22 protein-coding genes are annotated in these 19,912 nt (G+C 69.5%); 7 read left to right on the top strand and 15 right to left on the bottom strand.

Annotated elements, in window-relative coordinates; translation table 11 throughout:
• Positions 1–10: 10 nt before the first annotated feature.
• The 5 genes from ASE43_RS21825 to ASE43_RS09450 form a co-directional block, all read right to left on the bottom strand.
• Complete coding sequence (locus ASE43_RS21825; protein ID WP_157499800.1) at positions 11–859, bottom strand: hypothetical protein; 849 nt, start codon at positions 857–859, stop codon at positions 11–13.
• Positions 860–1,545: 686 nt separating this feature from the next.
• Positions 1,546–2,250 carry a GH25 family lysozyme gene (locus ASE43_RS09465; protein WP_200956252.1) on the bottom strand — a complete coding sequence of 235 codons (705 nt, stop codon included), beginning with the start codon at positions 2,248–2,250 and terminating at the stop codon, positions 1,546–1,548.
• The gene (locus ASE43_RS09460; protein WP_057160645.1) at positions 2,247–2,954 is read right to left on the bottom strand and encodes a hypothetical protein; all 708 of its coding nucleotides are present in this window, start codon (positions 2,952–2,954) and stop codon (positions 2,247–2,249) included. Before ASE43_RS09460 ends, ASE43_RS09465 begins: the two co-directional genes overlap by 4 nt.
• Positions 2,955–3,016: 62 nt before the next feature.
• Positions 3,017–3,985 carry an alpha/beta hydrolase gene (locus tag ASE43_RS09455; protein ID WP_057160282.1) on the bottom strand — a complete coding sequence of 323 codons (969 nt, stop codon included), beginning with the start codon at positions 3,983–3,985 and terminating at the stop codon, positions 3,017–3,019.
• Between the two features lie 8 nt (positions 3,986–3,993).
• On the bottom strand, positions 3,994–5,940 hold the full coding sequence (locus tag ASE43_RS09450) for a M1 family metallopeptidase (protein ID WP_057160281.1): 1,947 nt from the start codon (positions 5,938–5,940) through the stop codon (positions 3,994–3,996).
• 216 nt (positions 5,941–6,156) lie between these two features.
• Between ASE43_RS09450 and ASE43_RS09445 the strand changes: the two genes are divergently transcribed.
• Complete coding sequence (locus ASE43_RS09445) at positions 6,157–6,897, top strand: 3-oxoacyl-ACP reductase family protein (RefSeq protein ID WP_056178255.1); 741 nt, start codon at positions 6,157–6,159, stop codon at positions 6,895–6,897.
• Positions 6,898–6,922: 25 nt separating this feature from the next.
• Positions 6,923–7,237, top strand: coding sequence for a multidrug efflux SMR transporter (locus ASE43_RS09440; RefSeq protein WP_056179893.1), 315 nt, complete (start codon positions 6,923–6,925; stop codon positions 7,235–7,237).
• A 29-nt stretch (positions 7,238–7,266) separates the two neighbouring features.
• Here ASE43_RS09440 and ASE43_RS09435 read toward each other — a convergent pair whose 3' ends face one another.
• From ASE43_RS09435 to ubiE, 3 genes are read right to left on the bottom strand one after another with little or no spacing between them, the layout of a single operon-like run.
• A complete protein-coding gene (locus ASE43_RS09435) occupies positions 7,267–7,722 on the bottom strand; it encodes a GNAT family N-acetyltransferase (protein ID WP_057160280.1) in 456 nt (151 codons plus the stop codon).
• Positions 7,723–7,757: 35 nt separating this feature from the next.
• A complete protein-coding gene (locus ASE43_RS09430; RefSeq protein WP_056178250.1) occupies positions 7,758–7,970 on the bottom strand; it encodes a hypothetical protein in 213 nt (70 codons plus the stop codon).
• 22 nt (positions 7,971–7,992) lie between these two features.
• Positions 7,993–8,757 (bottom strand): bifunctional demethylmenaquinone methyltransferase/2-methoxy-6-polyprenyl-1,4-benzoquinol methylase UbiE, encoded by a 765-nt coding sequence (gene ubiE, locus ASE43_RS09425; RefSeq protein WP_057160279.1) that lies wholly within the window; start codon positions 8,755–8,757, stop codon positions 7,993–7,995.
• A 205-nt stretch (positions 8,758–8,962) separates the two neighbouring features.
• On the opposite strand from ubiE, the gene ASE43_RS09420 reads away from it, so the two are divergent.
• Entirely contained in the window at positions 8,963–9,439 is a 477-nt protein-coding gene (locus ASE43_RS09420; RefSeq protein WP_056178246.1) for a GNAT family N-acetyltransferase, read from the top strand.
• 109 nt (positions 9,440–9,548) lie between these two features.
• Positions 9,549–10,211 carry a DUF2306 domain-containing protein gene (locus ASE43_RS09415; protein ID WP_057160278.1) on the top strand — a complete coding sequence of 221 codons (663 nt, stop codon included), beginning with the start codon at positions 9,549–9,551 and terminating at the stop codon, positions 10,209–10,211.
• Here ASE43_RS09415 and ASE43_RS09410 read toward each other — a convergent pair.
• A complete protein-coding gene (locus ASE43_RS09410) occupies positions 10,188–11,309 on the bottom strand; it encodes a helix-turn-helix transcriptional regulator (RefSeq protein WP_057160277.1) in 1,122 nt (373 codons plus the stop codon). The two genes, ASE43_RS09415 and ASE43_RS09410, sit on opposite strands and share 24 nt — an antisense overlap.
• Positions 11,310–11,420: 111 nt before the next feature.
• On the opposite strand from ASE43_RS09410, the gene ASE43_RS09405 reads away from it, so the two are divergent.
• The gene (locus tag ASE43_RS09405; RefSeq protein WP_056178240.1) at positions 11,421–11,876 is read left to right on the top strand and encodes a nucleoside deaminase; all 456 of its coding nucleotides are present in this window, start codon (positions 11,421–11,423) and stop codon (positions 11,874–11,876) included.
• Positions 11,877–12,034: 158 nt separating this feature from the next.
• A complete protein-coding gene (locus tag ASE43_RS09400; protein ID WP_157499798.1) occupies positions 12,035–13,273 on the top strand; it encodes a hypothetical protein in 1,239 nt (412 codons plus the stop codon).
• A gap of 36 nt (positions 13,274–13,309) precedes the next feature.
• On the opposite strand, the gene ASE43_RS09395 is transcribed toward ASE43_RS09400, so the two are convergent.
• From ASE43_RS09395 to hslV, 6 genes are all read right to left on the bottom strand, one after another.
• Positions 13,310–13,780, bottom strand: a complete 471-nt coding sequence (locus ASE43_RS09395) for a DUF2269 domain-containing protein (RefSeq protein ID WP_057160275.1) — start codon at positions 13,778–13,780, stop codon at positions 13,310–13,312.
• The gene (locus tag ASE43_RS09390) at positions 13,777–15,084 is read right to left on the bottom strand and encodes an SDR family oxidoreductase (protein ID WP_057160274.1); all 1,308 of its coding nucleotides are present in this window, start codon (positions 15,082–15,084) and stop codon (positions 13,777–13,779) included. Before ASE43_RS09390 ends, ASE43_RS09395 begins: the two co-directional genes overlap by 4 nt.
• 76 nt (positions 15,085–15,160) lie before the next feature.
• Positions 15,161–15,757: a hypothetical protein gene (locus tag ASE43_RS09385; protein ID WP_057160273.1), complete on the bottom strand. Its 597-nt coding sequence runs from the start codon at positions 15,755–15,757 to the stop codon at positions 15,161–15,163.
• On the bottom strand, positions 15,754–16,311 hold the full coding sequence (locus ASE43_RS09380; RefSeq protein ID WP_082607206.1) for a sigma-70 family RNA polymerase sigma factor: 558 nt from the start codon (positions 16,309–16,311) through the stop codon (positions 15,754–15,756). Before ASE43_RS09380 ends, ASE43_RS09385 begins: the two co-directional genes overlap by 4 nt.
• Positions 16,312–16,402: 91 nt before the next feature.
• A complete protein-coding gene (hslU, locus tag ASE43_RS09375) occupies positions 16,403–17,746 on the bottom strand; it encodes an ATP-dependent protease ATPase subunit HslU (RefSeq protein ID WP_056179887.1) in 1,344 nt (447 codons plus the stop codon).
• 115 nt (positions 17,747–17,861) lie between these two features.
• Positions 17,862–18,431 (bottom strand): ATP-dependent protease subunit HslV, encoded by a 570-nt coding sequence (gene hslV, locus ASE43_RS09370; RefSeq protein ID WP_056178231.1) that lies wholly within the window; start codon positions 18,429–18,431, stop codon positions 17,862–17,864.
• A 229-nt stretch (positions 18,432–18,660) separates the two neighbouring features.
• On the opposite strand from hslV, the gene ASE43_RS09365 reads away from it, so the two are divergent.
• Positions 18,661–19,806, top strand: coding sequence for a M23 family metallopeptidase (locus ASE43_RS09365; protein WP_162258778.1), 1,146 nt, complete (start codon positions 18,661–18,663; stop codon positions 19,804–19,806).
• Positions 19,807–19,912: the final 106 nt, after the last annotated feature.

Genomic DNA, 19,912 nt, shown 5'->3' with positions numbered 1-19,912 from the left:
CGCGTGCGCCCTACATCGACCGCGGCGCGATCGCCTGCTGCTGCGGATCGGCCACGGGCGCGGCGGGCGTGCGCGATTCCTGCTCGCGTTTCTCGCCCAAGGCGGCGGTCGCTTCGACCGACAAGCCGCGACGCGCGTCGCTGGCGCCGACGCTGATCAGTTCGGCGCCGGGCTGACGATCGCGCGGACTAGCTTCGGCACCCAGGAACAGGCGGCGCTCGCCGTCGGCACCGGGATTGCCTAGCTCGACATAGCCGATGCGCGGCAGCCCGCGCAGTTCCGCGGTGCCGGCCAGGCTTTGCGCGGTCTCGTTCACGGGCAGGCGCGCGTTCTCGGGCAAGCCTTCGTTGATGCGGCGGATGTGCGCTTCGGCTTGCGTGCGCAGGGTGGGATCGACCGCGACCGAGGCCGCACTCGCGGAGGATGGGCCCAGGCCGGGCACGCGACCGGCGTGCACATCCGCCGCCATGCCGGTGGGCTGGTCCGGTCGGTTGAGGTCGGGATTGCCTCGGAAGGATTCTTCGGCCGGACGATAAGGGCGCAGTGGCTCGGTTAGGGGCGGCGTCGGTAACTGGCCCGCGGGCGGCACCAGAGGGGTGTGCACATCGCGCTGGCCGTCGCTATAGCCCGAACCTCGTGGGCCGCCGAGGGGGATGGACACATTGAAGCTGGGCCGTCCCGACGAAGCATCCACCCCCATGCGGACGCCGTTATCGAATTGAACACCCGTCCCCACCCCAATGCCGTCCACACGACCATTGGGATGCAACGTCCCTCGCCCTTCGACATAGACGTTGCCCTCGCCGTACCGCACGCCGCCTGTTATCGAGTTCGCTCCCAGATCGCCATCCACATCCACATAAGAATCGCGCGTTGCGCCCGGCGCCGGCCCCAAGGGACGCAGGCGATGTTCGCTGTCTTGCTGCGGTTCCGCCGGCGGATGTTGCGGCGGTCCCTGGACCTCGGGTTGAGCGGGCGTCAGGCGAAACCCATCGACCTCCGGATTTCCGTTGATGCCTTCGCCTCTGCGCGCGGGATCCTGCGCGGAATCTTCGTTCTCATTGCGAGTAGCCATGACGCCTCCATGCCATTGTGGTGCGTCCCACCGGATAGCACAGGCGTTTAGGCGGTTCTAGACATACTGAGAGCGCATGTTTTCCGCAGTTTTATGCTGCGGCGAGGTCGAATTTTGGCTGTCCGGTCCGGGAGATCGGCTAGTAGTCGGCATTAAAACTGTGCCGGCTCTGTCGGTGGCGGCGCAATTGGATTTGCGCAGGGGTTCGCTTTTTCGCGATCGCGGCTGACGCCGCTCCCACAGGAAGCGGGGAGAGGCGCGAAGACGTGTGGCAGAACCGCTCGATTGGGATGGCGTCGTGAGTCGTGGGGGCGCGGTCGCGGCTTACGCCGCTCCTACCCCAAGGCGGTTCGCGGGAGGATGCGGGGTGCGTTTCGGCCCGTCATTGCCATCTGCATGAGCACACCGATGCCGTCAGCGTGAGCACGGCGAGTCGATACCGCTTTTACTCATCGCTCCCGCTTAGCGCGCTAGCGCGCGAACGCCGCGGCGTCGGTGTCGAATACGTTCAAGTCCACCGGTCCATCGATGCCGCGCACGCGGCCGCGGTTGTGGTATTGCCACACCACCCAGTCGGCGCTGGCATCGGGCTTGCGCACGATCGCGCGCCGCCACAGCGCGCGCGGCGGCAGGTCGCGCTGATGCGCGGCAAGGAATTCCGGTGTGACGTAGAGCAAAGCCGGCTGGCCGTACGCGGCCTCGACCTGGCTCAGATAAGCGTCGAGCTCGCGCCGCAGTTGGGTGCCGTCTGGATTGCGCCCGCAATTGCCGCCGAACTCCAGATCCAGCGCCGGCGGCAGATCGTGCGCGGCCGGTGCGGCGGCCGCAAGGAAGTTGCGCGCCTGTTCGGCGCCCGGCTTGCACCAGGTGAAGAAGTGGTAAGCGCCGACCGCGAGCCCGGCCGCGCGCGCGTCGCGGCGGTTGCGTTCGAAACGGCGGTCGCGGTGGTCGCCGCCTTCGCTGGCCTTGAGATAAGCGAAGGCGACATCGTCGGCGGCGACCGCGCGCCAGTCGATCGCGCCCTGGTGGTGGGACACGTCGATGCCGCGCAGCGGATAACGGGCGCGATCGGGTTGCCAATGCAGGAACCACTGCCAGCCCAAAGCCGCGCCTAGCAGCGCGATGGCGGCCAGGCCGACCAGGGCGGCGGCGATGCGCCAGCCGCGGTCGCTCACTTCCAGCCCGGCATCTGGCTGGCGTCCAGGCCGCCGACTTCGAACACCGCGGTGCGGGTGCCGCCGGCCTTGACCGGGAACTCGATCGCGATGGTCTTGGCGCCGCGCACGGTGCGCCACAGCATGCGCTCGTCCTCGATGAACATCGCGGTGGCCTCGTCGGTCTTGGGACGGCTCGCGGCCACCGGCTTGGGCGCGGCGTCGTCGACCTTGAGCTTGACCTTGCAGCCGCCGTAGCAATCGAAATCGCCGGCCTGCAGCACCAGATAGCTGCTGCGGCCCCACTCCGGATGATCGCGGAAGATCAGCCGCACTTCGCGCGGACCGCCGCCGTCGGTGTCGATGTGGTCCTTGGCGTAGAGCGCGGCCGAGCGCTGCTCGCCGCCCGACAGTACCGGCTGGGTCTGGTAGGACCACAGCGCGGCCAGGCGGCGCGTCTCCAACGCCTTGACCGCTTCGACCTTGGCCACTTCGTACTGCGCCTTGATGCGCGCGGCGGCCTGGCTGTTCGGGTACTGCGCGGTCAGCACGTCGCCGTGCGCGCGCGCCACGTCCCACTTGTTCAAGGCCACGGCGGCCTCGAAGGATTTGGCCATTTCCTCGGCCGCCTTCTCGTCGGTCGCGGCCTTGGCCGCGGCGGCGGCCTTGGGGTCTTCGGCCGGCTTGCAGGCGGCGAGCGCGAGCGTGGCGGCGAGCAGCAGCATCGGAGTCCTGGCGTTCATCGGCGTGTCCCGTGTCGGTTCTTCGGATTCGTAGGGATGGCGGCTCAGTGCGGCCCGGCCAGCTGCGCGACCGCTTGCGCGACCGCGTCGGGCCGCTCCACCGGCGACATGTGGCCGCAGCCGTCCAGCAGCACCTGTCGCGCCTGCGGCATGCGCGCGGCGTACAGCGCCATCGCGCTGGCGTCGATCACCGCGTCCTGGCGGCACCATAGCAGCAGGGTCGGCTGGCGGATCCTGGCGGCTTCTTCGCCAGGCAGGAAGCGTTCGGGCCCGCGGCCGATGCGGTTGAGCACGGTCTGTTCGAACGCGGCATCGCGCTTGCGGCGCGCGATGTAGATCTCGTCGGCCGGCCACGGGATCGTCGGCTTGGCGGCGGCGTCGTAGAACACGGTGTCGAGGTAGCGTTGCAGGCCGGCGCCGTCGGCGACCGCGAAGGGATTGTGGCCGGCCAGCACCTCGACGCCGAAGCGGTTGTCGCGGAAGCGCACACCGGCCGCGTCGAACAGGCCAAGGCGATCGACCGCGCGCGGATAGTGCGCCGCGGTCAGGGCGGCGATGCCGCCGCCCATGGAATGGCCCAGCAGCACCACCTCGCCGCCGCGCGGGCGCGCGACCTGTTCGATGAAACGCGCCAGGCGCGCGCTCTGGGCGACGAAGCCGTAGTCGCCGCCGTCGCGGCGCTGGCTCTCGCCCCAGCCCGGCAGATCGGGAATCAGCAGCCGGTAGCGGCCGCGCAGCCGCTGCGCCAGCGGATACCAGTTTTCCTTGCTGCCGGTGAAACCGTGGACCATCACCACGACAGGCGCGCCGGCCGGTGCCTCGTCGTTGTAGGCGTAGACCCAGCGATGGTCGTCGAGCTTGAGGCTGTCGCGCGACAGGCCGGCGACGATGCGCTGGCGGTTGTAGTCGGCCAGCACCACGCGATAGGGATCGCGCCACAGCAGCGCGGCAACGGTCGCAAACAACGCGGCCGCCACGAGGGCGGCCGCGAGTTTGGCGCGACGCCAACGCATGGCGTCGCTTACTTGGCCGCCTGCGGCGCGGCCTTGGCCTTGGCGATCACCGCTTCGACCGATTCGGTCGTGATCGGGTGATAGCCGGGCTTGGCCTTGGCGAAGGTGTCCTCGGCCAGTTTCAGGCCGGCGGGCGTTTTCACCAGTTCGCTGTAGGTCGGCATGATCAGCTTGCGGCGGCCGATGCGCTGCAGGAAGGCGGCAATGGCGGCGTCGGCCTGGGTGTAGCCGCTACGCACGGTCAGCGGATACCAGCGCTGCGCGATCTCGCCGTTGGGCGTACCGGTGAGCTTGTAGGCGGCGTCCAGGGCCTTGAGCTGATCGACGCTGAGCGTGTCCGGCATGCCTTCGACGAAGTGCACCCATTCCTGGGTCGACCACTTGGCGGTCGCGGCCTTGTCCGGCAGGGTGCCGGCGTCCAGCCAGGCCTTGCGCGCGGCGTCGATGGCGTCGAAGCGCGCCGACGGCGTCTGCGGCGCGTTGCTCGGGATGCCCGGCTCGTACAACCAGGCGTCGAACTCGGCCTGCGTGACCTTGCCCGGGTACTTGTCGAGCAGATTGGCCTTGGCGTAGTCGACGAACTGCTGGGTCGAGATGCTCTGGAACGCGAAGTGGTCGAAGTAGCCGCGCAGGAAGGCGTCGAAGTTGTCGCGGCCGAAACGCTGCTCCAGGAACTGCAGGAACCAGGCGCCCTTGGTGTAGACGGTGCCGGTGAGGTTGTTGTCCGGGTCGTCCAGCGCGCCGGGCTTGATCGCCAGCGCCTGCAGCGGCTTGTTGGCGTCGGTGAACTCGCTGCGCAGTTCGTTGCGCGAGATCAGGCTCTCCATGTCGGCACGCTCCTTGCCGTAGAGCACTTCGACGATGCGGTTCTCGACGTAGCTGGTGAAGCCTTCGTTGAGCCAGGCGTCGTTGGAAGTGGAGAAGGTCACCAGGTTGCCGGACCAGCTGTGCGCGAGCTCGTGCGCGATCAGCGACACCAGCGACTTGTCGCCGACGATCGCGGTCGGGGTGGCGAAGGTCAGGCGCGGGTTCTCCATGCCGCCGTACGGGAACGACGGCGGCAGCACCAGGATGTCGTAGCGGTCCCAGCGGTAGGGGCCGTACAGCTTCTCGGCGGTCTCCATCATCTTCTCGGTGTCGGAGAACTCGGCCACCGCCTTGGGCGCCATCGCCGGCTCGGCCCACACGCCGCTGCGCTGCGAGATCGGCTGGAACACCAGGTCGCCGGCCGCGATCGCGAGCAGGTAGGACGGGATCTTCTGCGGCATCTTGAATTCGTAGTCGCCGTCGCGCGCCGCCTTGGGATCGTTGTCGGCGCTCATCAGCACCATCGCGTCCTTGGGCGCGGTCACGTGCGCGGTGTAGGTGAAGCGCACGCTCGGCGTATCCTGCAGCGGCACCCACGAACGCGCGTGGATCTGCTGCGACTGGCTGAACATGAAGGGCGTCTTCTTGCCCTCGGTCATCGCCGGGGTCAGCCACTGCAGGCCCGACGCGTCCGGCGAGGTCTTGTAGGTCACGCGCACGCGCGCGTTGCGCTCCGGCGTTTCGATGGTCAGCTTGCTGCCGAACAGCTTGTCGGCCGGCGCCAGCGCGAACTTGAGGTCGTCCCACTTGCCGTCGCTGCGCTCGCCGACGATCTTCTCGATGTTCAGGCCGCGCGTGTCCAGCACCAACTGGGTCGCGGCCTTGTCCACCCAGTTCAGGGTGTAGGTGGCCGAGCCGCTGAGCTGCTTGTGCTCGAAGTCGACCGCCAGCTGCAAGGCGAGGTCGTCGATCCGGACCTTGTCCGGCTGGGCGTAGGAATGCGCGTCGACCACGGCAGGACTGGTCACGGCGGTCTCCGTCTTGGCGGCGGCGGGAGGGGCGGCGCCGTCGGCGGGCGTCGCGGCCTCGCGCGAACAGCCCAGGGCGAGCGCGGCGGCGAGGCAAACGGTGAGGATCGAATAACGCATGGAAGGCCCACGGCAAGGGATCGAGCATTCGAGTTTAGCGCCTAGTCCGCGCCGGGGGCACCGCACAGCATGGCGGTTCGCCAGGGCCCGGTCAGCGCCGGCCCCGCAACGCTGCTTTCCGCCCTGAGCCGCTGCAACAGTCAGTCCCGCGCGCCCGGCTGCGCGGGCGCGCGCAGGCGCCTAGCATCGGCGTCCTCCCTCCTACGGAACAAGACGATGACCCCTCTGGCAGGCAAAGTGGCGCTGGTGACCGGCGGCAGCCGCGGTATCGGCGCGGCCACCGCGCAGCGCCTGGCGCGCGACGGCGCCGACGTGGTGCTGACCTACGCCGCCTCGCAGGAGCGGGCGCTGGCCGTGGTCGCGGCGATCGAAGCCGGCGGCCGGCGCGCGCTCGCGATCCGCGCCGACAGCGCCGATCCCGACGCGGTGGTCGCCGCGGTCGAACGCACCGTGGCCGAGTTCGGCCGCATCGACATCCTGGTCAACAACGCCGGCATCTTCATGTACGGCCCGTTCGAGGACGAGTCGCGCGAGAGCTTCGAGCGCGCGATCGCGATCAACGTACAGGCGCCGTTCGCGGCCGCCCAGGCCGCGTCCAAGCACATGGGCGAAGGCGGCCGCATCATCACCATCGGCAGCTGCCTGGGCGAACGCGTGGGCGCGCCGGGCATGACCCTGTACTCGCTGACCAAGTTCGCCACCGTCGGCCTGAGCAAGGGCCTGGCCCAGGATCTGGGCGCGCGCGGCATCACCGCCAACGTGGTCCAGCCCGGTCCTATCGACACCGAGATGAATCCTGCCGACGGCGAAGGCGCCGAGCACCAGCGCGCCGGCCTGCCGCTGGGCCGTTACGGCGAAGCCGAGGACGTGGCCGACACGGTCGCGCACCTGGCCGGTCCGGGCGGGCGTTTCATCACCGGCGCCGCGATCTCGGTCGACGGCGGCTTCTCGGCCTGAGCCGGCGATGACGCGTGCGGCGATGCTGGCCTGGGCGCTGCTGGTCGGCGCCGGGCTGCTCGAGATCGTGTGGGCGATCGCGCTCAAGCAAAGCGAAGGCTTCGCGCGTCTATGGCCCAGCGTGATCGGGCTGACGTCCGCGGTCGCGAGCTTCGCGATGCTGGCGCTGGCCCTGAAGTGGCTGCCGGTGGGTACCGCTTACGCGGTCTGGGTCGGTATCGGCACGGTCGGCGTGGCGATCGCGGGGATCGTCGCGTTCGGCGAACCCGCGACCGCGGCGCGGCTGCTGTGTTTGAGTCTGATCGTGGGCGGCGTGATCGGCTTGAAGCTGGTGCACTGAGCGCGCTGCGCCTGGGCGCGCTCGCGCGCTCAGGCTGGGCCGCTGCGCTTGAGGTAATAACCCGAGGCGGCAAAGGCTTCGTTGCCGGCGAGCTTGCCTTCCACCGTGCGCTGCACGTCGAATCCCTCCGAGCGGTACAGCGCTAACGCGGCTTCGTTGCCCACCAGCACTTCGGTGTAGAGGTCGCCCGCGCAGGCGGCCACGGCATGGCGCAGCAGCGCGCGGCTGATGCCCTGTCGATACGCGGCCGGGTCGCAGTACAGCCAGGTCAGCTCTTCATCCGAGTACGCGGCGAAACCCAGCACGCGGCCGTCGACCTCGGCGACGACCACACGGGCGTCGAACAGGCCCTCGTTGTCGGCGGTCTGGTCCAGGCTCAGGTACGCGTCCATCAGGCCGCTGGCGCCCAGTTCGTCGCGACGCGCGGCGTCGTGGATCTCGCACAGTCGCGGCCAGTCACTGTCGCGGTAGTCGCGGAGGTTCATGTCGGCGTTCCTGTCCTACGCGGCGACGCGGCGCGTTACCAAAAGATCACCCATAGCACGAAGGCGATCGCCAGCGAGGCGATAAACACCAGCGCGCCGATCAGGTTGAAACCGCCGGCGCAATCGCTGCAGTACTTTCCGCGCGACGGCGACGGTATCCACAGCCAAATCAAGGGCAGGAACAGCCACCACTGCACCGCCGATGCGGGGTCGGCGGGTTGTTCGTCGCACCACTTGCACAGGGCCATCGCCCCGCCTCCGGCGCCGGATTCAGACCTTGTAGCCGGTGTGGATGGCGACGATGCCGGCCGACAGGTTCTTGTAGTCGCAGCGAGCGAAACCGGCCTCGCCCATCATGCGCTTGAGCTCGTCCTGCGGCGGGTGCTTGCGGATGCTCTCGGCCAGGTACTGGTAGCTGTCGCTGTCGTTGGCGAACAGCTTGCCCAGCTTGGGCAGAATGTTGAACGAGTGGAAGTCGTAGATCGGCTTGAACCACTCGGCCTTCACTTCCGAGAACTCCAGCACCCGCGCCTGGCCGCCGACCTTGAGCACGCGCTGCATCTCGCGCAGGGCGGCGTCCTTGTCGGTGACGTTGCGCAGGCCGAAGGCGATGGTGACCAGGTCGAAGCTGGCATCCGGGAACGGCAGCTTCTCGGCGTTCATTTGCACGTACTCGAAGCCGCCGACCTTGCCCATGTCGGTCATGCGGTCGCGGCCCACGCGCAGCATGGCGCCGTTGATGTCGCCCAGCACGATGCTGCCGCTGTCGCCGACGCGGTCGCGCAGCAGCAGGGCGATGTCGCCGGTGCCGCCGGCCAGGTCGAGCACGCGGTCGCCGCGCTTGACCTGCGCGGTGGACACGAAATAGCGCTTCCAGACCCGATGCACGCCCAGGCTCATCAGGTCGTTCATCAGGTCGTACTTGCCGGCGACCGAGGAGAACACCTCGCCGACCAGCTTCTGCTTCTCGCCCTTGGGCACGTCGCGGAAACCGAAATGGGTGGTGTCGTCGGGTTTTTGGGTCTGTTCGCTCATGGGCGGGATTATCGCATGGCGTTCGTGGGGCTTCCGGAAATGACGGGCCTGGCCCCAACCGCGCCCCAGCCCTCTCCCGTGCACGGAGGCAGCGCTTGCGAGCCACTGCCTCGCGCTGCACCGGGCGCCCGACCGCCATGCGGGCGGGCCGGGGCGTGGCTGGAGTAAGGCAGCGCAAGCCCGCCTGCTGCGGCATCATCCTTCCATGAGCCATCCCCCTACCCTGCACTGGCAAGCCAAGCCCTACGCCGAACTCGAACGCGACGAGCTCTACGAACTGCTGCGCCTGCGCGCGGAAGTGTTCGTGATCGAGCAGAACTGCGTGTATCTGGACCCGGACGGCAAGGACCGCCACCCCGAGGCCCTGCACCTGCTCGGGCGCGCGCCCGACGGCGCGCTCGCGGCCTATCTGCGGATCCTGCCGGCCGGGCTCAGCTACCCACAGGTCAGTTTCGGACGCGTGCTGACCGCGCCGGCGTTCCGCGGCCAGGGCCTGGGCGATCCCATGATCGAGGCCGCGCTGGCGGCGATCGCCGCGCGCTGGCCCGGCGCCGACATCCAGATCGGCGCCCAAGCCCATCTGCAGGGCTACTACGGCCGCCACGGCTTCGCGCCTTCGTCCGAGCCCTACGTCGAAGACGGCATCCCGCACATCGACCTGCTGCGCCCGGGCCGCGCCTGAGCCCGGGCGGCCGATTCCGCCGTTCAGGACGTACGAATCCGCCGGTTCGGACGACCCACGAGGCCGCCACGGCCACCCTGCAGCCTCCTGAATCCTGTGGAGGTGGCTTATGTCGGCTGGGACGGTCTGGTTGCGTCGGGGGGCGGCGCTGATCTTCGGCCTGGGCTGCCTGGCGGTGGCGCTGTACGCGTTCACCTTCTTCTCCCGCGACAGCAACATCGGCAATCCCTTCGACGCGCGCTTCGCGGTCTCCGGCTGGGACGTGCCCGGGCATATCTTCGGCGCCGGGCTGGCCCTGCTGCTGGTGCCGTTGCAGCTGCTGGGCGGGATCCGCCGGCGCTGGCCGCGTTTGCACCGGCTCGGCGGCGGTCTCTATGCGGGCGCGATCCTGATCGCCGCGATCTCGGCGCTGTCGCTGGCGCGCCACTCCCAAGGCGGCGCGGCCAGCGGCTCGGCCTTCGCGCTGCTGGCGCTGGTGTGGGTGGCCTGCACCGCGGTCGGCATCCGCTACGCCCTCGTCCGCGACTTCGAACGCCACCGTCGCTGGATGTACCGCAGCGCCGCCCTGACCGCCTCGGCGGTGACCCTGCGGATCATGCTGGGGGTCGGCGCGGGCGCGATGCAGTGGCCGTTCCTGCCGGTCTACATCGCCGCAGCCTGGGGCTGCTGGACGTTCAACCTGGCGCTGTGCGAACTGCTGCTGCGCTGGCCGGCGATACGCGCGCGACTGGGCGCGCGGCGCGGCTACTCAAGCGGGGCCGCTCGCGGCTGAGCCCGCGTGGCGTTGGCGATAGGCGCTGGGCGTCTGGCCGAGCTGGCGCTTGAAGGCGGCGTTGAAGGTGGACTTGGAGGTGTAGCCGCAGGCGTAGGCGATGTCGAGGATGGTGCGCGCTTCGTCCGGATCGGCCAGGCAGGCGCGCGCGGCTTCGACGCGCTGGCGGTTGATGTAATCCCAGAAGTGGCCCTCGAAGCGTCGGTTGATCACCGCCGACACCAGGTATTCGGGGTAGCCGCTGCGCTTGGCCAGATGGCCGATGGTCAAGGCCGGCTCGCGGTACAGCTGTTCCTGCGCCATCAGCTGCGCCAGTCGCGCCTCGACCGCGGGGAAGCGCGGATCGTCGGCCGCGGGCTCTTCCGCCCTCGCCTCCTCGACGGACGCGGGCGCGGGTTCGGCCGCTACCGCGACCTGGCGCAGGCTCAGATAGCCGACCACGAACACCCAGCCCACCACCGCGCCGTAGATCAGCGGGTAGTCGATCCAGGGAATGCGCGCGAGCCACTGCACCACCGCGATGCACCAGATCACGATCTGCGAGACCGCCATCGCGTCGATCCAATGCAGCGACATGCGATCGGCATCCGAGCGCCGCCGCAACAGCCCGCGCCGGTAGCGGCGCACGCGCACCAGACCGGCGATCACATAGCTCAGGCTGTAGACGAACAGCCCGATGTCCAGCCAGGGCCGGCCCGGCCAGTAGCCGCCCTGACGCAGGTGCTCGAAGAACGCGCGCTGCTGCGCCGCGTCCTGCAGGAACACGCCGAGGTTGGGCAGCAGCGACACCGCGAAGCCGGCCAGGTGCACGAGGTCGCGGCGATCCAGGCCGCGCGCCTCGGTCAGCGCGCGCACGTACAGATAGAACAGGCTGCCGTACAGGAACGGGAACAGGCCGACCAGGCGGTAGGCCTTCAGCAACTCCGGCGCCGGGCCGTGGAAGTACGCGGCCTTCACCGCCAGATCGACGCCGATCAGCGCCACCCAGCCCGCCAGCACCCGATTGGCCTGCGCGTTCACCGGCCGCCGCCATAGGGCGAGCGCCAGCAGCGCGGCCTGGCCGGCGCCGATCGCGAACACAAGGCTCCAGAAGATCATGCGGCGCGGAGGGTCGGCGTGGCGGCGGAGGCGTCGATTATGCCCGCGCCGCGGCTCTCGACCGCGTCGCGTGCGCGCGCCAGACTGCGCCTCTGTCTTCAGGAGCTCCGCATGATCGCCACCCCCGACTACCGCGCTCTGCTCGCCACCGCCGTCGCCGAGGCCCGCCAGGGCCTGGCCGAGGGCGGCATCCCGATCGGCGCGGCGCTGTACCACAACGACGGCCGCCTGCTCGGCTGCGGCCACAACCGCCGCATCCAGGAAGGCGACCCCTCCGTGCACGGCGAGACCGACGCCTTCCGCAAGGCCGGCCGCCAGCGCCGTTACCGCGACACCATCATGGTCACCACGCTGGCGCCGTGCTGGTACTGCAGCGGCCTGGTGCGCCAGTTCAACATCGGCACGGTGGTGGTCGGCGAATCGGTCAACTTCCAGGGCGGCGTCGACTGGCTGCGCGAAAGCGGCGTGGAAGTGATCGACCTCAACGATGGCGAATGCATCGACCTGCTCGGCGGTTACATCGCCGCGCATCCGGAGGTCTGGAACGAAGACATCGGCGAAGACTGAACGCGCTGCGCGAGCGCGACGCCTGTGCGCGTCGCGCTCGCGTATCGAAGTGGCTTGAGACCGCGATCCGCCGTCATGCGACGGTGCTACCCTTGGCCGTGCAGGGGTGATCAATGGAATGGTGCGTCCATCCATGCAGCGGTACTCAAGGAGATTGAATGAACGTAATGCGTAAGCGCGCGCTGATCTTCGGCGCCATCGCCGCCGCCGGCCTGTGCGCGGCCCCGGCCTGGGCCGGCAGTTATCAGTGCGACAACGACCGCTCCGCCGGCCAATACCCCAATTGCAGCAATATGGGCGGCCACAACTACGTCTACCGCAGCGGCCAGGCCGGCGACTGGAACGGCGACGATCGGCTCAATTCCACCAACAGCGGCTGGTACGGCTACTTCTTCCCCGGCACCGACCGCTATTACAGCTTCTACGCCTGGCTCAACAACGCCGCCTTCACCGACGCCTACGCGCGCTACAACGTGATCAACACCGCCAACGGCTCGCAGCAGACCGCGGCCATCAACCAGAACACCGCGCCCGGTGGCTGGAATTACGTCGGCTACGGCTACGGCTATTTGTTCACCGTCACCCCCAGCGGCAACGGCCGCAACGGCGCCGACATCGTGCAGCTGTATTTCAACGGCCTGGCCGCGGCCGACGCCGCTCCGCGCGTGACCGAAGCCGATCGCGATCTGAGCGGCCGCTGCGCCGCCGTGGCGCCGCAGGACGCGCGCGTCGCCGCCTTGCAGCAACGCATGCTCGACGCCGTCGACCGCTACCGCGACGCCGCCGGCTCGGTGGACGTGCGCTTCGGCAACAACGGCCAGGACGAAGCGATCGATTTCGAGGTCTCGCAATCCGCGCGCACCAGCTTCGTGCGCATCGCGCGCGACCGCGGCCGCGTCGAAGAGCATGTGAGCCGCGCCGGCACCACCCTCAGCCTGTATCCGCAGACCGCGTCCTATAGCGAAACCCGCACCCTGGACGCGCCCGCGCCCAGCGGCGCGCGCCAGTACCGCAACGCGCGCTGCGAGCCGGTGTTCGTGCACCGTCCCGATCCGGCCGGCGCGGTCGGCGCCGACGCGGTGCTGTCGCCGCAGAACTACGCGTTCTGGCTGTCCACCGAAGACGTGCGCATCGCCGGCCACCAACGCCTGCTCGGCCGCGACGCGACCGTGGTCGCCGGCAAGCACGGCGACTACCTGGGCCGCAAACTCGGCGCCGAGCGCTTCCGCATGTGGGTCGACAGCGATACCGGCGTGCTGCTGAAGCTGGTCGGCAGCGACCGTCAGGGCAAGGCGGCGTATTCGATCGTGGTGCGCGACCTGCGCCTGGACAGCGGCCTCAAGCTCACGCCCTCGCTGGCCGCGCCGCAAGGCTGGACCCGGGTCGGCGAAGATTGATCGCCAGGCGGCACGCGGGCGCCCGCCCGCGTGCCGCTACACCGGCTTGAGCACCATCAGCCAGAAGATCGCGAGCACGCTGAGGAAGGCCGGCCAACCCAACCAGAACCACCAGCGCATGGTGCGGTGGTAGGCCGGCGGCAAGGGCGTGCCGTCGCGCGCCGCGACCCGCGCCAAGTCGCGCGCGCGCAACTGCAGCCACAGCACCGGCAGCCAGCAGGCGCCGATCACGAAGAACAGCAGCAGCGCCGTCTTCAACCAGAACAACTCGAACGGCAGGCCCAGGGTATGCGCCAGCCACAGGCCGCTGAAGAACTGCACGACCACCGCCGGCGCGGTGAAACAGGCGTCGGCGATCACCACGGTGCGCGCGGTCTCGGCGATCACGCGCGCGTCGCCGCGCCGATGCGCGAGCCAGAAGAAGAACGCGATGCCCAGGCCGGTGCCGAACAATAGCGTCGAGGACAGGATGTGCAGCCACTTCACCCACAGATAGGCCATGCTCATCTCCGCTCCGCCAGCACCCAGGCCACCGCCAGCGCCGGCAGCACCAGCAGATTCTTGGCCAGTCCGCCCAGCGGATCCAGCCACAGCCCCGGTAAGGCCAAGCCGAACGCCAGGGTGTAGGCGGCCACGCTGAGCCCCATCAGGCCCAGGGCCCAACGCGGTCGCCAGCCGCTCGCAAGCCATACGGCCAGCACCAGGTCCAGCGTCGCGGTGATGCGCGCCAGCGCGACCGGCGCCAGATGCTGCAAGACCGAGCCCGATGCGAGCACGTCGATATCCGCCGCCGGCGCGGCCCATCCGGCCCAGGCCGACAGCAACCACAGCGCGACGATGGCCACGCGCAAGGTCGGCGCGAGGAAATACAGCTGCGCCTGCCAACGGTCCTGCACCTGGCTGGGATGCGCGGCCAGCACTTCGGACAGGGCGCGCGGCGCGAAGCCGAAGGTCTCACGCAGCCGCGCGGACGCCTGCGGCGCGGTCACGTTGCCGCGCCGGAGCATGCGCCACATGGTCTCGCCGACCGGACCGCGCCCCAGCCATTCGCCGACCCGCACCTGCAGCGAGACCAGGGCCTGCGGCACCTGCCAGACGCGCTGGCCATCGATACGCAGCCAGCGCCGCCACTGGCGCTGGTAGTCGCGCAGGCTGGTCGGCTGCGGGCCACCGACTTCGTATACGCCACGCGTGCCTGTATCGAGCGCACGCGCGACCAACTCGCCCAGGTCCTCGGCCGCGAGCGGCTGGATCGGCCAATGCCCGTCGCCCGGCAGCACCTGCGCGCCGGGGAACGCAGCCAAGGCGCGCAGCAGCGAAGTACCGCCGTACGAACCCGAGGTGGCGTAGACCACCGACGGGCGCAGCACGATCGCGTCCAGGGGCAAGGCCAGCAGCACCTCGTCGAAACGATGTTTGGAGGCGATGAATTCGCCATCCTCGGGGCGGCCCAGCGCCGACACCTGCACGTAGCGCGCGACGCCGGCGCTCGCGCAGGCGCGTGCCAGCGCGAACGGCGCGTCGACATGGATGCAGTCGAAACGCTGGCGGCCGACTTCGCGCAGGATGCCCGACGCATTGACCACCGCGTCGACGCCGGTCAGCAGCGGCTGCCAGTCCTGCTCGCGGGTCAAACGGGTGAGGTCGCAATAGCGCTCGTCCTCGCCCAGGACACCGCCGCGACGCACGCCGCGCAGCACGCGCCAGCCCGCGCGCCGCAACGCGGCGAGGATGTAACCGGCAAGGAAACCGTCGGCACCGATCACCAGGACAGTGCGCGCGGTCGCTGCGGAGTGGATGGCTGCGGACATGCGCCACAGGCTAACCGAGCGCGGCCAGGTGCGCGCAAGCGGCCACCGCGTCGCCGTCCGCGACGCGGTGGAGCGGTTAGGCGCCGCCGTCGTTCAACTGCGCCTGCAGTTCGCGCAGATAGGCCAGGCGGCTGCGCGCGGCGCGGTGCTTGAACCAGGACGTGGCCGCCGAGACCAGCACGCCGAGGCCGCCGCCGATCGCGCCGCCGATCATGCCGCCGGTGTGCATCGGGTTGGCGTGGTTCAGGCCGGCCAATGCGACGGCATAGACGCCCAGCAACAGCAGTACGCCGTACCAGGTGCCGTGGCGCCAGTAGCGCAGACCGCTGTGCACCCGGCCGATCTCCAGCTCCAGCATGGCCGCGGCGTCCAGGCCGTCGTCGCGCAACTGGCGACGGCGCAGCCATAGCGACCACAGCTGGAAACCGATCGAGGTCGGAATCAGCAGAGCGAACACCAGCATCATCGGATCGGAAGCGTCGGTCTTGAGCATCAGCCAGACCAGCGTGGCCAGGCACGCCAGCGTGAGCGCCACTTCAGCGAGCAGAGCCCGGCGCAGGGCGCGGCCGCGCTTGCGGACCTCGGCGCGCAGGCGATCGACTTCGATCCCCGCGCTGGGCTGCGCGCGCCACTCGTCGCCCAGACTGCCCCAGTCGAAATTCGGGTCGCTCATGCCGATGCTCCCAGGCTGTCGCGCAGGTCCCGGCGCGCGCGGCTGAGCCGTTGCGCGACGGTGTTTTCTTCCAAGCCCAGCGAGTCGCCGATCTCGCGCAGGGAAAAACCTTCCAGGGCCAGCACGACCACCTGGCGCTGGCCCAGCGGCAGCTGCCGCACGGCCTCCAGCAGGTTGCGACGACGCTGTTGCGTCTCGGCGTGGCGCAAGGGGTCGTCGCCCGGATCGGGATGGCTTTCGTCGAGCTCGTCCTCGACCCGGCGGTGGCGGGCGAGGTAATCGATGGCACGGTTGTGGGCGACCCGGGCGATGAAGGTGCGCAGCGAAGCTTCGCCGCGCCAGCCCGGCAGGGCACGCCACAGCGCCAGGCTGATTTCCTGCAGCAGGTCCTCGCGGCGGCCGGGCTCGGACTGGTAGCTGCCGGCGATGCGGCTGAGCATGGGCCCGTGTTCGCGCAGCACGCCGTCGAAATCCGGCGCCTCGGCCGCACCGACGCGCGCGGGCGCGTCGGCGTCGCTGCCCTGCCTCGTTACCGCTTCCGCGGTGTTGTCCATACCGGTCTTCCTGGGTCCCCTGCCTGCATAGTCTGCCCGGGGCCGGAAAACCTGACACGGCGGCCGCAAGTCGCGGCCGCCGCGGTTCGGATCAGAGGATGTAGCGGCTCAGATCCGGGTCCTGGACCAGCTCGCCCAGGTGGGCGTCGACGTAGGCGCGGTCGATCGCCACGGCTTGACCACCGCGGTCGGGCGCCTCGTAGCTGAGGGTATCGAGCAGGCGTTCGAGCACGGTGTGCAGGCGGCGCGCGCCGATGTTCTCCTGGCGCTCGTTGACCTGGGCGGCGATCTCGGCCAGGCGATCGACGGCGTCGGCGCTGAAGGACAGCGTCACGCCCTCGGTGCGCAGCAGTTCGACGTACTGGGTGGTCAGCGCGGCCTTGGGCTCGGTCAGGATGCGCACGAAGTCGTCCTTGCTCAGCGCGCTCAGCTCGACCCGGATCGGGAAGCGGCCCTGCAACTCGGGGATCAGGTCGCTGGGCTTGGCCAGATGGAAGGCGCCGGAGGCGATGAACAGGATGTGGTCGGTCTTGACCGCGCCGTACTTGGTGCTCACGGTCGAACCCTCGACCAGCGGCAGCAGGTCGCGCTGCACGCCCTCGCGGCTGACGTCGCCGCCGCCTACGTTCTCGGAACGCTTGGCGACCTTGTCGATCTCGTCGATGAAGACGATGCCGTGCTGTTCGCAGGCTTCGATCGCGGCCTCGCGCACTTCGTCCTCGTTGACCAGTTTGCCGGCCTCTTCCTCGATCAGCTGCGGGCGCGCGGCCTTGATCGTGAGCTGGCGCTTGTGGGTCTTGCCGCCCGACACCTGCGAGAACATCTGGCGCAGCTGCTGGCCCATCTCTTCCATGCCCGGAGGAGCCATGATGTCGACGCCGAGATTGACCGCGGTTTCGATCTCGATCTCGCGCTCGTCGAGCTCGCCGGCACGCAGCTGCTTGCGCAGCTTGGCGCGGGTGTCGTTGTCGGGGGCCTGATGGTCCTGCGCCGGGGTGTCGGCGCCGAAGCCGAAGCCGCCGGGAATGCGCTTGGGCAGCAGGGCGTCGAGGATGCGGTCTTCGGCGCGCTCCTCGGCCTGGGTGCGCACGCGCTGCTTGGCCTGCTCGCGGTACAGCTTGACCGCGGTGTCGGCCAGGTCGCGCACGATCTGCTCCACGTCCTTGCCGACGTAGCCGACCTCGGTGAAGCGGGTGGCTTCGACCTTGACGAAGGGCGCGTTGGCCAGCGTCGCCAGGCGACGCGCGATCTCGGTCTTGCCGACGCCGGTCGGGCCGATCATCAGGATGTTCTTGGGCATCACCTCGTTGCGCAGATCCGGCGCGAGCTGCATGCGCCGCCAGCGGTTGCGCAGCGCGATCGCGACCGCGCGCTTGGCCGCTTGCTGGCCGATGATGTGACGGTCCAACTCCTGCACGATTTCGCGCGGAGTCATGGTGGCGTGGCTGTTGTCGGGTTTCATAAGGCGAGTAGTGAGTCCAGAGAAGTGAGTAGCGAGCGAAGGCCTGGGCGGGCGGAACAACGATGAGGACGCGGCGTTAGCTCACGCCTCACTCCTGTCCGCTCACTCCTAGCTCCTCCACCACCACGTTCCGATTGGTGTAGATGCAGACGTCGCCGGCGATGCCGATCGCCTCGGTGGCGATGGTGCGGGCGTCGAGTTGGGTGTGCGCCATCAGCGCGCGCGCGGCCGATAGGGCGTACATGCCGCCGGACCCGATCGCGATGATGCCGTCCTCGGGTTCGATCACGTCGCCGGTGCCGCTGATGATCAGCGAAGTTTCCCTGTCGGCGACCGCGAGCAAGGCCTCGAGCTTGCCCAGGCGGCGCTCGGTGCGCCAATCCTTGGCCAGTTCGACCGCGGCGCGGGTGAGCTGACCGTGCTTCTCGAGCTTGGCTTCGAACAATTCGAACAGGGTGAAGGCATCGGCGGCGGCGCCGGCGAAGCCGGCCAGCACCTGGCCGTCGCGACCGAGGCGGCGCACCTTGCGCGCGTTGGACTTCATTACGGTATGCCCCAAGGTCACCTGTCCATCGCCGGCTACGGCCACGCGACCGTTGCGGCGCACCGAGACGATCGTGGTGGCGTGGAAGGTGTTGGGGTTCTGGCTGGGGTCCATACGGCCTCCGGGATACGAATTCCCTTGATGGGGCCGGCCGGCGCCGGCGCAAGGGGCGCAGGCGGCCACGGTCGCGTGCGCTTCGGTGCCCGGACGGCGCGCGGACTGCCGCTACTATGGGCCGCACGCCCACGATGCAAGCCCTCCCCGCCAGGACCTTCGCATGCGCTTCAGCACCCGTTTTTGTTCGACAACCGCGTCCCGCTCGCGCGGCGTCGGCGCTTGTTTCTTGCTCGCCGCGCTGGGCCTGTTCGCGGCGCAAGCCGCGAGCGCCGAGCGCGCCTTGGCGCCGGTCGAGGTGCGCAATCCCTGGGCGCCCGCGCCGGTGGTCGGCGGCGATGGCCGCACGCATCTGGCCTACGAACTGCATGTGACGAATTTCTACCGCGATACCGGCGTGCTGCGCTTGCGCCGCATCGAGGTGTTCGCCGACGGCGACACCCGGCCCTTGGCGAGCTACGAGGGTCAGGCGTTGGTCCAGATCGTGCAGCCCCGCCCCGCCGACGACGCCGCGGCGAGCGACAGCGTGCCGGTCGCCGCAGGCATGCGCGCGATCGCGTTCCTATGGCTGACCCTGCCGACCGATCGACCGGCGCCGCGCGTGTTGCGCCATCGCCTCGAATTCGTCGACGCCAAGGGCGCCCTCAACCTGGTCGACGGCGCGCGCGTCGTGGTCGACACCAAGCCGCCGGTGAAGCTGGGGCCGCCGCTACGCGCAGGACTGTGGCTGGCCGGCGAAGGCCCGGGCAATTCGCGCTCGCACCATTGGGGCAGCCTGGTCGCGGCCAACGGCCAGGTCACCATTCCGCAGCGCTATGCCTTGGATGTGTTCGGCCTGGACGGCAATGGCCGTGTGCTGCGCGATGGCGCCATGGATCTGACCAAGAGCAAACGCGAGGACTGGATCGGCTACGGCACCGAGGTGCTCGCGGTCGCCGACGGCGTGGTGCGCGATGTCCGCGACGGCACGCCCGATCACGCGCCCCTGGAAGCGCAAGCCGAACCCGAGTCGCTGACCGCCCACGGCCTGTACGGCAACTACGTGGTGCTGCAGATCGCCCCGGACGTGTTCGTGCATTACGCGCATCTGCAGCCCGGCAGCGTGGCGGTGAAGGCGGGACAGAAGCTGCACCGCGGCCAGGTATTGGGACGGCTCGGACAATCGGGTAACACCAACGGTCCGCACCTGCATATCCACGTGTCCAACGCCGCGACCTTCGAGGGCTCGGAAGGCCTGCCGTTCGTGTTCGATGCCTATGCATCGCCGGGTACCTGGACGCTGACCAACGCGATCGATCCAGACGCGAAGTTCAGCCCCGAGCGCGTCGAGCATCGCAAGCAGATGCCGCTGGACGGCGAGGTACTCGGGTTCTAGAGCGCCATCGCGCCCGCCACTGAGTCTGCGGGCGCTGGCGGCCCGGCGATACAGGCGCGCCAAGCCTCGGCTTGCAGACGGTCGGCGATCACGCCCGGATCGTCTT

Origin of the sequence: Lysobacter sp. Root983 (assembly GCF_001429345.1) — a bacterium.
In the GTDB taxonomy this organism is placed as follows: Bacteria; Pseudomonadota; Gammaproteobacteria; order Xanthomonadales; family Xanthomonadaceae; genus Lysobacter.
The sequence above is the reverse complement of the archived record's forward strand: the minus strand, read 5'-3'. Positions and strand labels throughout refer to the sequence as shown.

Excerpts from the sequence above, each read along its gene's own strand:
- ASE43_RS09385 (WP_057160273.1), bottom strand. The coding sequence starts at position 15,757 with ATGAGCGACCCGAATTTCGACTGGGGCAGTCTGGGCGACGAGTGGCGC.
- ASE43_RS09395 (WP_057160275.1), bottom strand. The coding sequence starts at position 13,780 with ATGAGCATGGCCTATCTGTGGGTGAAGTGGCTGCACATCCTGTCCTCG.
- ASE43_RS09420 (WP_056178246.1), top strand. The coding sequence starts at position 8,963 with ATGAGCCATCCCCCTACCCTGCACTGGCAAGCCAAGCCCTACGCCGAA.
- ubiE (WP_057160279.1), bottom strand. The coding sequence starts at position 8,757 with ATGAGCGAACAGACCCAAAAACCCGACGACACCACCCATTTCGGTTTC.
- ASE43_RS09460 (WP_057160645.1), bottom strand. The coding sequence starts at position 2,954 with ATGCTGCTGCTCGCCGCCACGCTCGCGCTCGCCGCCTGCAAGCCGGCC.
- ASE43_RS09400 (WP_157499798.1), top strand. The coding sequence starts at position 12,035 with ATGAACGTAATGCGTAAGCGCGCGCTGATCTTCGGCGCCATCGCCGCC.
- ASE43_RS09390 (WP_057160274.1), bottom strand. The coding sequence starts at position 15,084 with ATGTCCGCAGCCATCCACTCCGCAGCGACCGCGCGCACTGTCCTGGTG.
- hslU (WP_056179887.1), bottom strand. The coding sequence starts at position 17,746 with ATGACTCCGCGCGAAATCGTGCAGGAGTTGGACCGTCACATCATCGGC.
- ASE43_RS09380 (WP_082607206.1), bottom strand. The coding sequence starts at position 16,311 with ATGGACAACACCGCGGAAGCGGTAACGAGGCAGGGCAGCGACGCCGAC.
- ASE43_RS09415 (WP_057160278.1), top strand. The coding sequence starts at position 9,549 with ATGTCGGCTGGGACGGTCTGGTTGCGTCGGGGGGCGGCGCTGATCTTC.
- ASE43_RS09435 (WP_057160280.1), bottom strand. The coding sequence starts at position 7,722 with ATGAACCTCCGCGACTACCGCGACAGTGACTGGCCGCGACTGTGCGAG.
- ASE43_RS09430 (WP_056178250.1), bottom strand. The coding sequence starts at position 7,970 with ATGGCCCTGTGCAAGTGGTGCGACGAACAACCCGCCGACCCCGCATCG.
- ASE43_RS09410 (WP_057160277.1), bottom strand. The coding sequence starts at position 11,309 with ATGATCTTCTGGAGCCTTGTGTTCGCGATCGGCGCCGGCCAGGCCGCG.
- ASE43_RS09455 (WP_057160282.1), bottom strand. The coding sequence starts at position 3,985 with ATGCGTTGGCGTCGCGCCAAACTCGCGGCCGCCCTCGTGGCGGCCGCG.
- ASE43_RS09450 (WP_057160281.1), bottom strand. The coding sequence starts at position 5,940 with ATGCGTTATTCGATCCTCACCGTTTGCCTCGCCGCCGCGCTCGCCCTG.
- hslV (WP_056178231.1), bottom strand. The coding sequence starts at position 18,431 with ATGGACCCCAGCCAGAACCCCAACACCTTCCACGCCACCACGATCGTC.
- ASE43_RS09405 (WP_056178240.1), top strand. The coding sequence starts at position 11,421 with ATGATCGCCACCCCCGACTACCGCGCTCTGCTCGCCACCGCCGTCGCC.
- ASE43_RS09445 (WP_056178255.1), top strand. The coding sequence starts at position 6,157 with ATGACCCCTCTGGCAGGCAAAGTGGCGCTGGTGACCGGCGGCAGCCGC.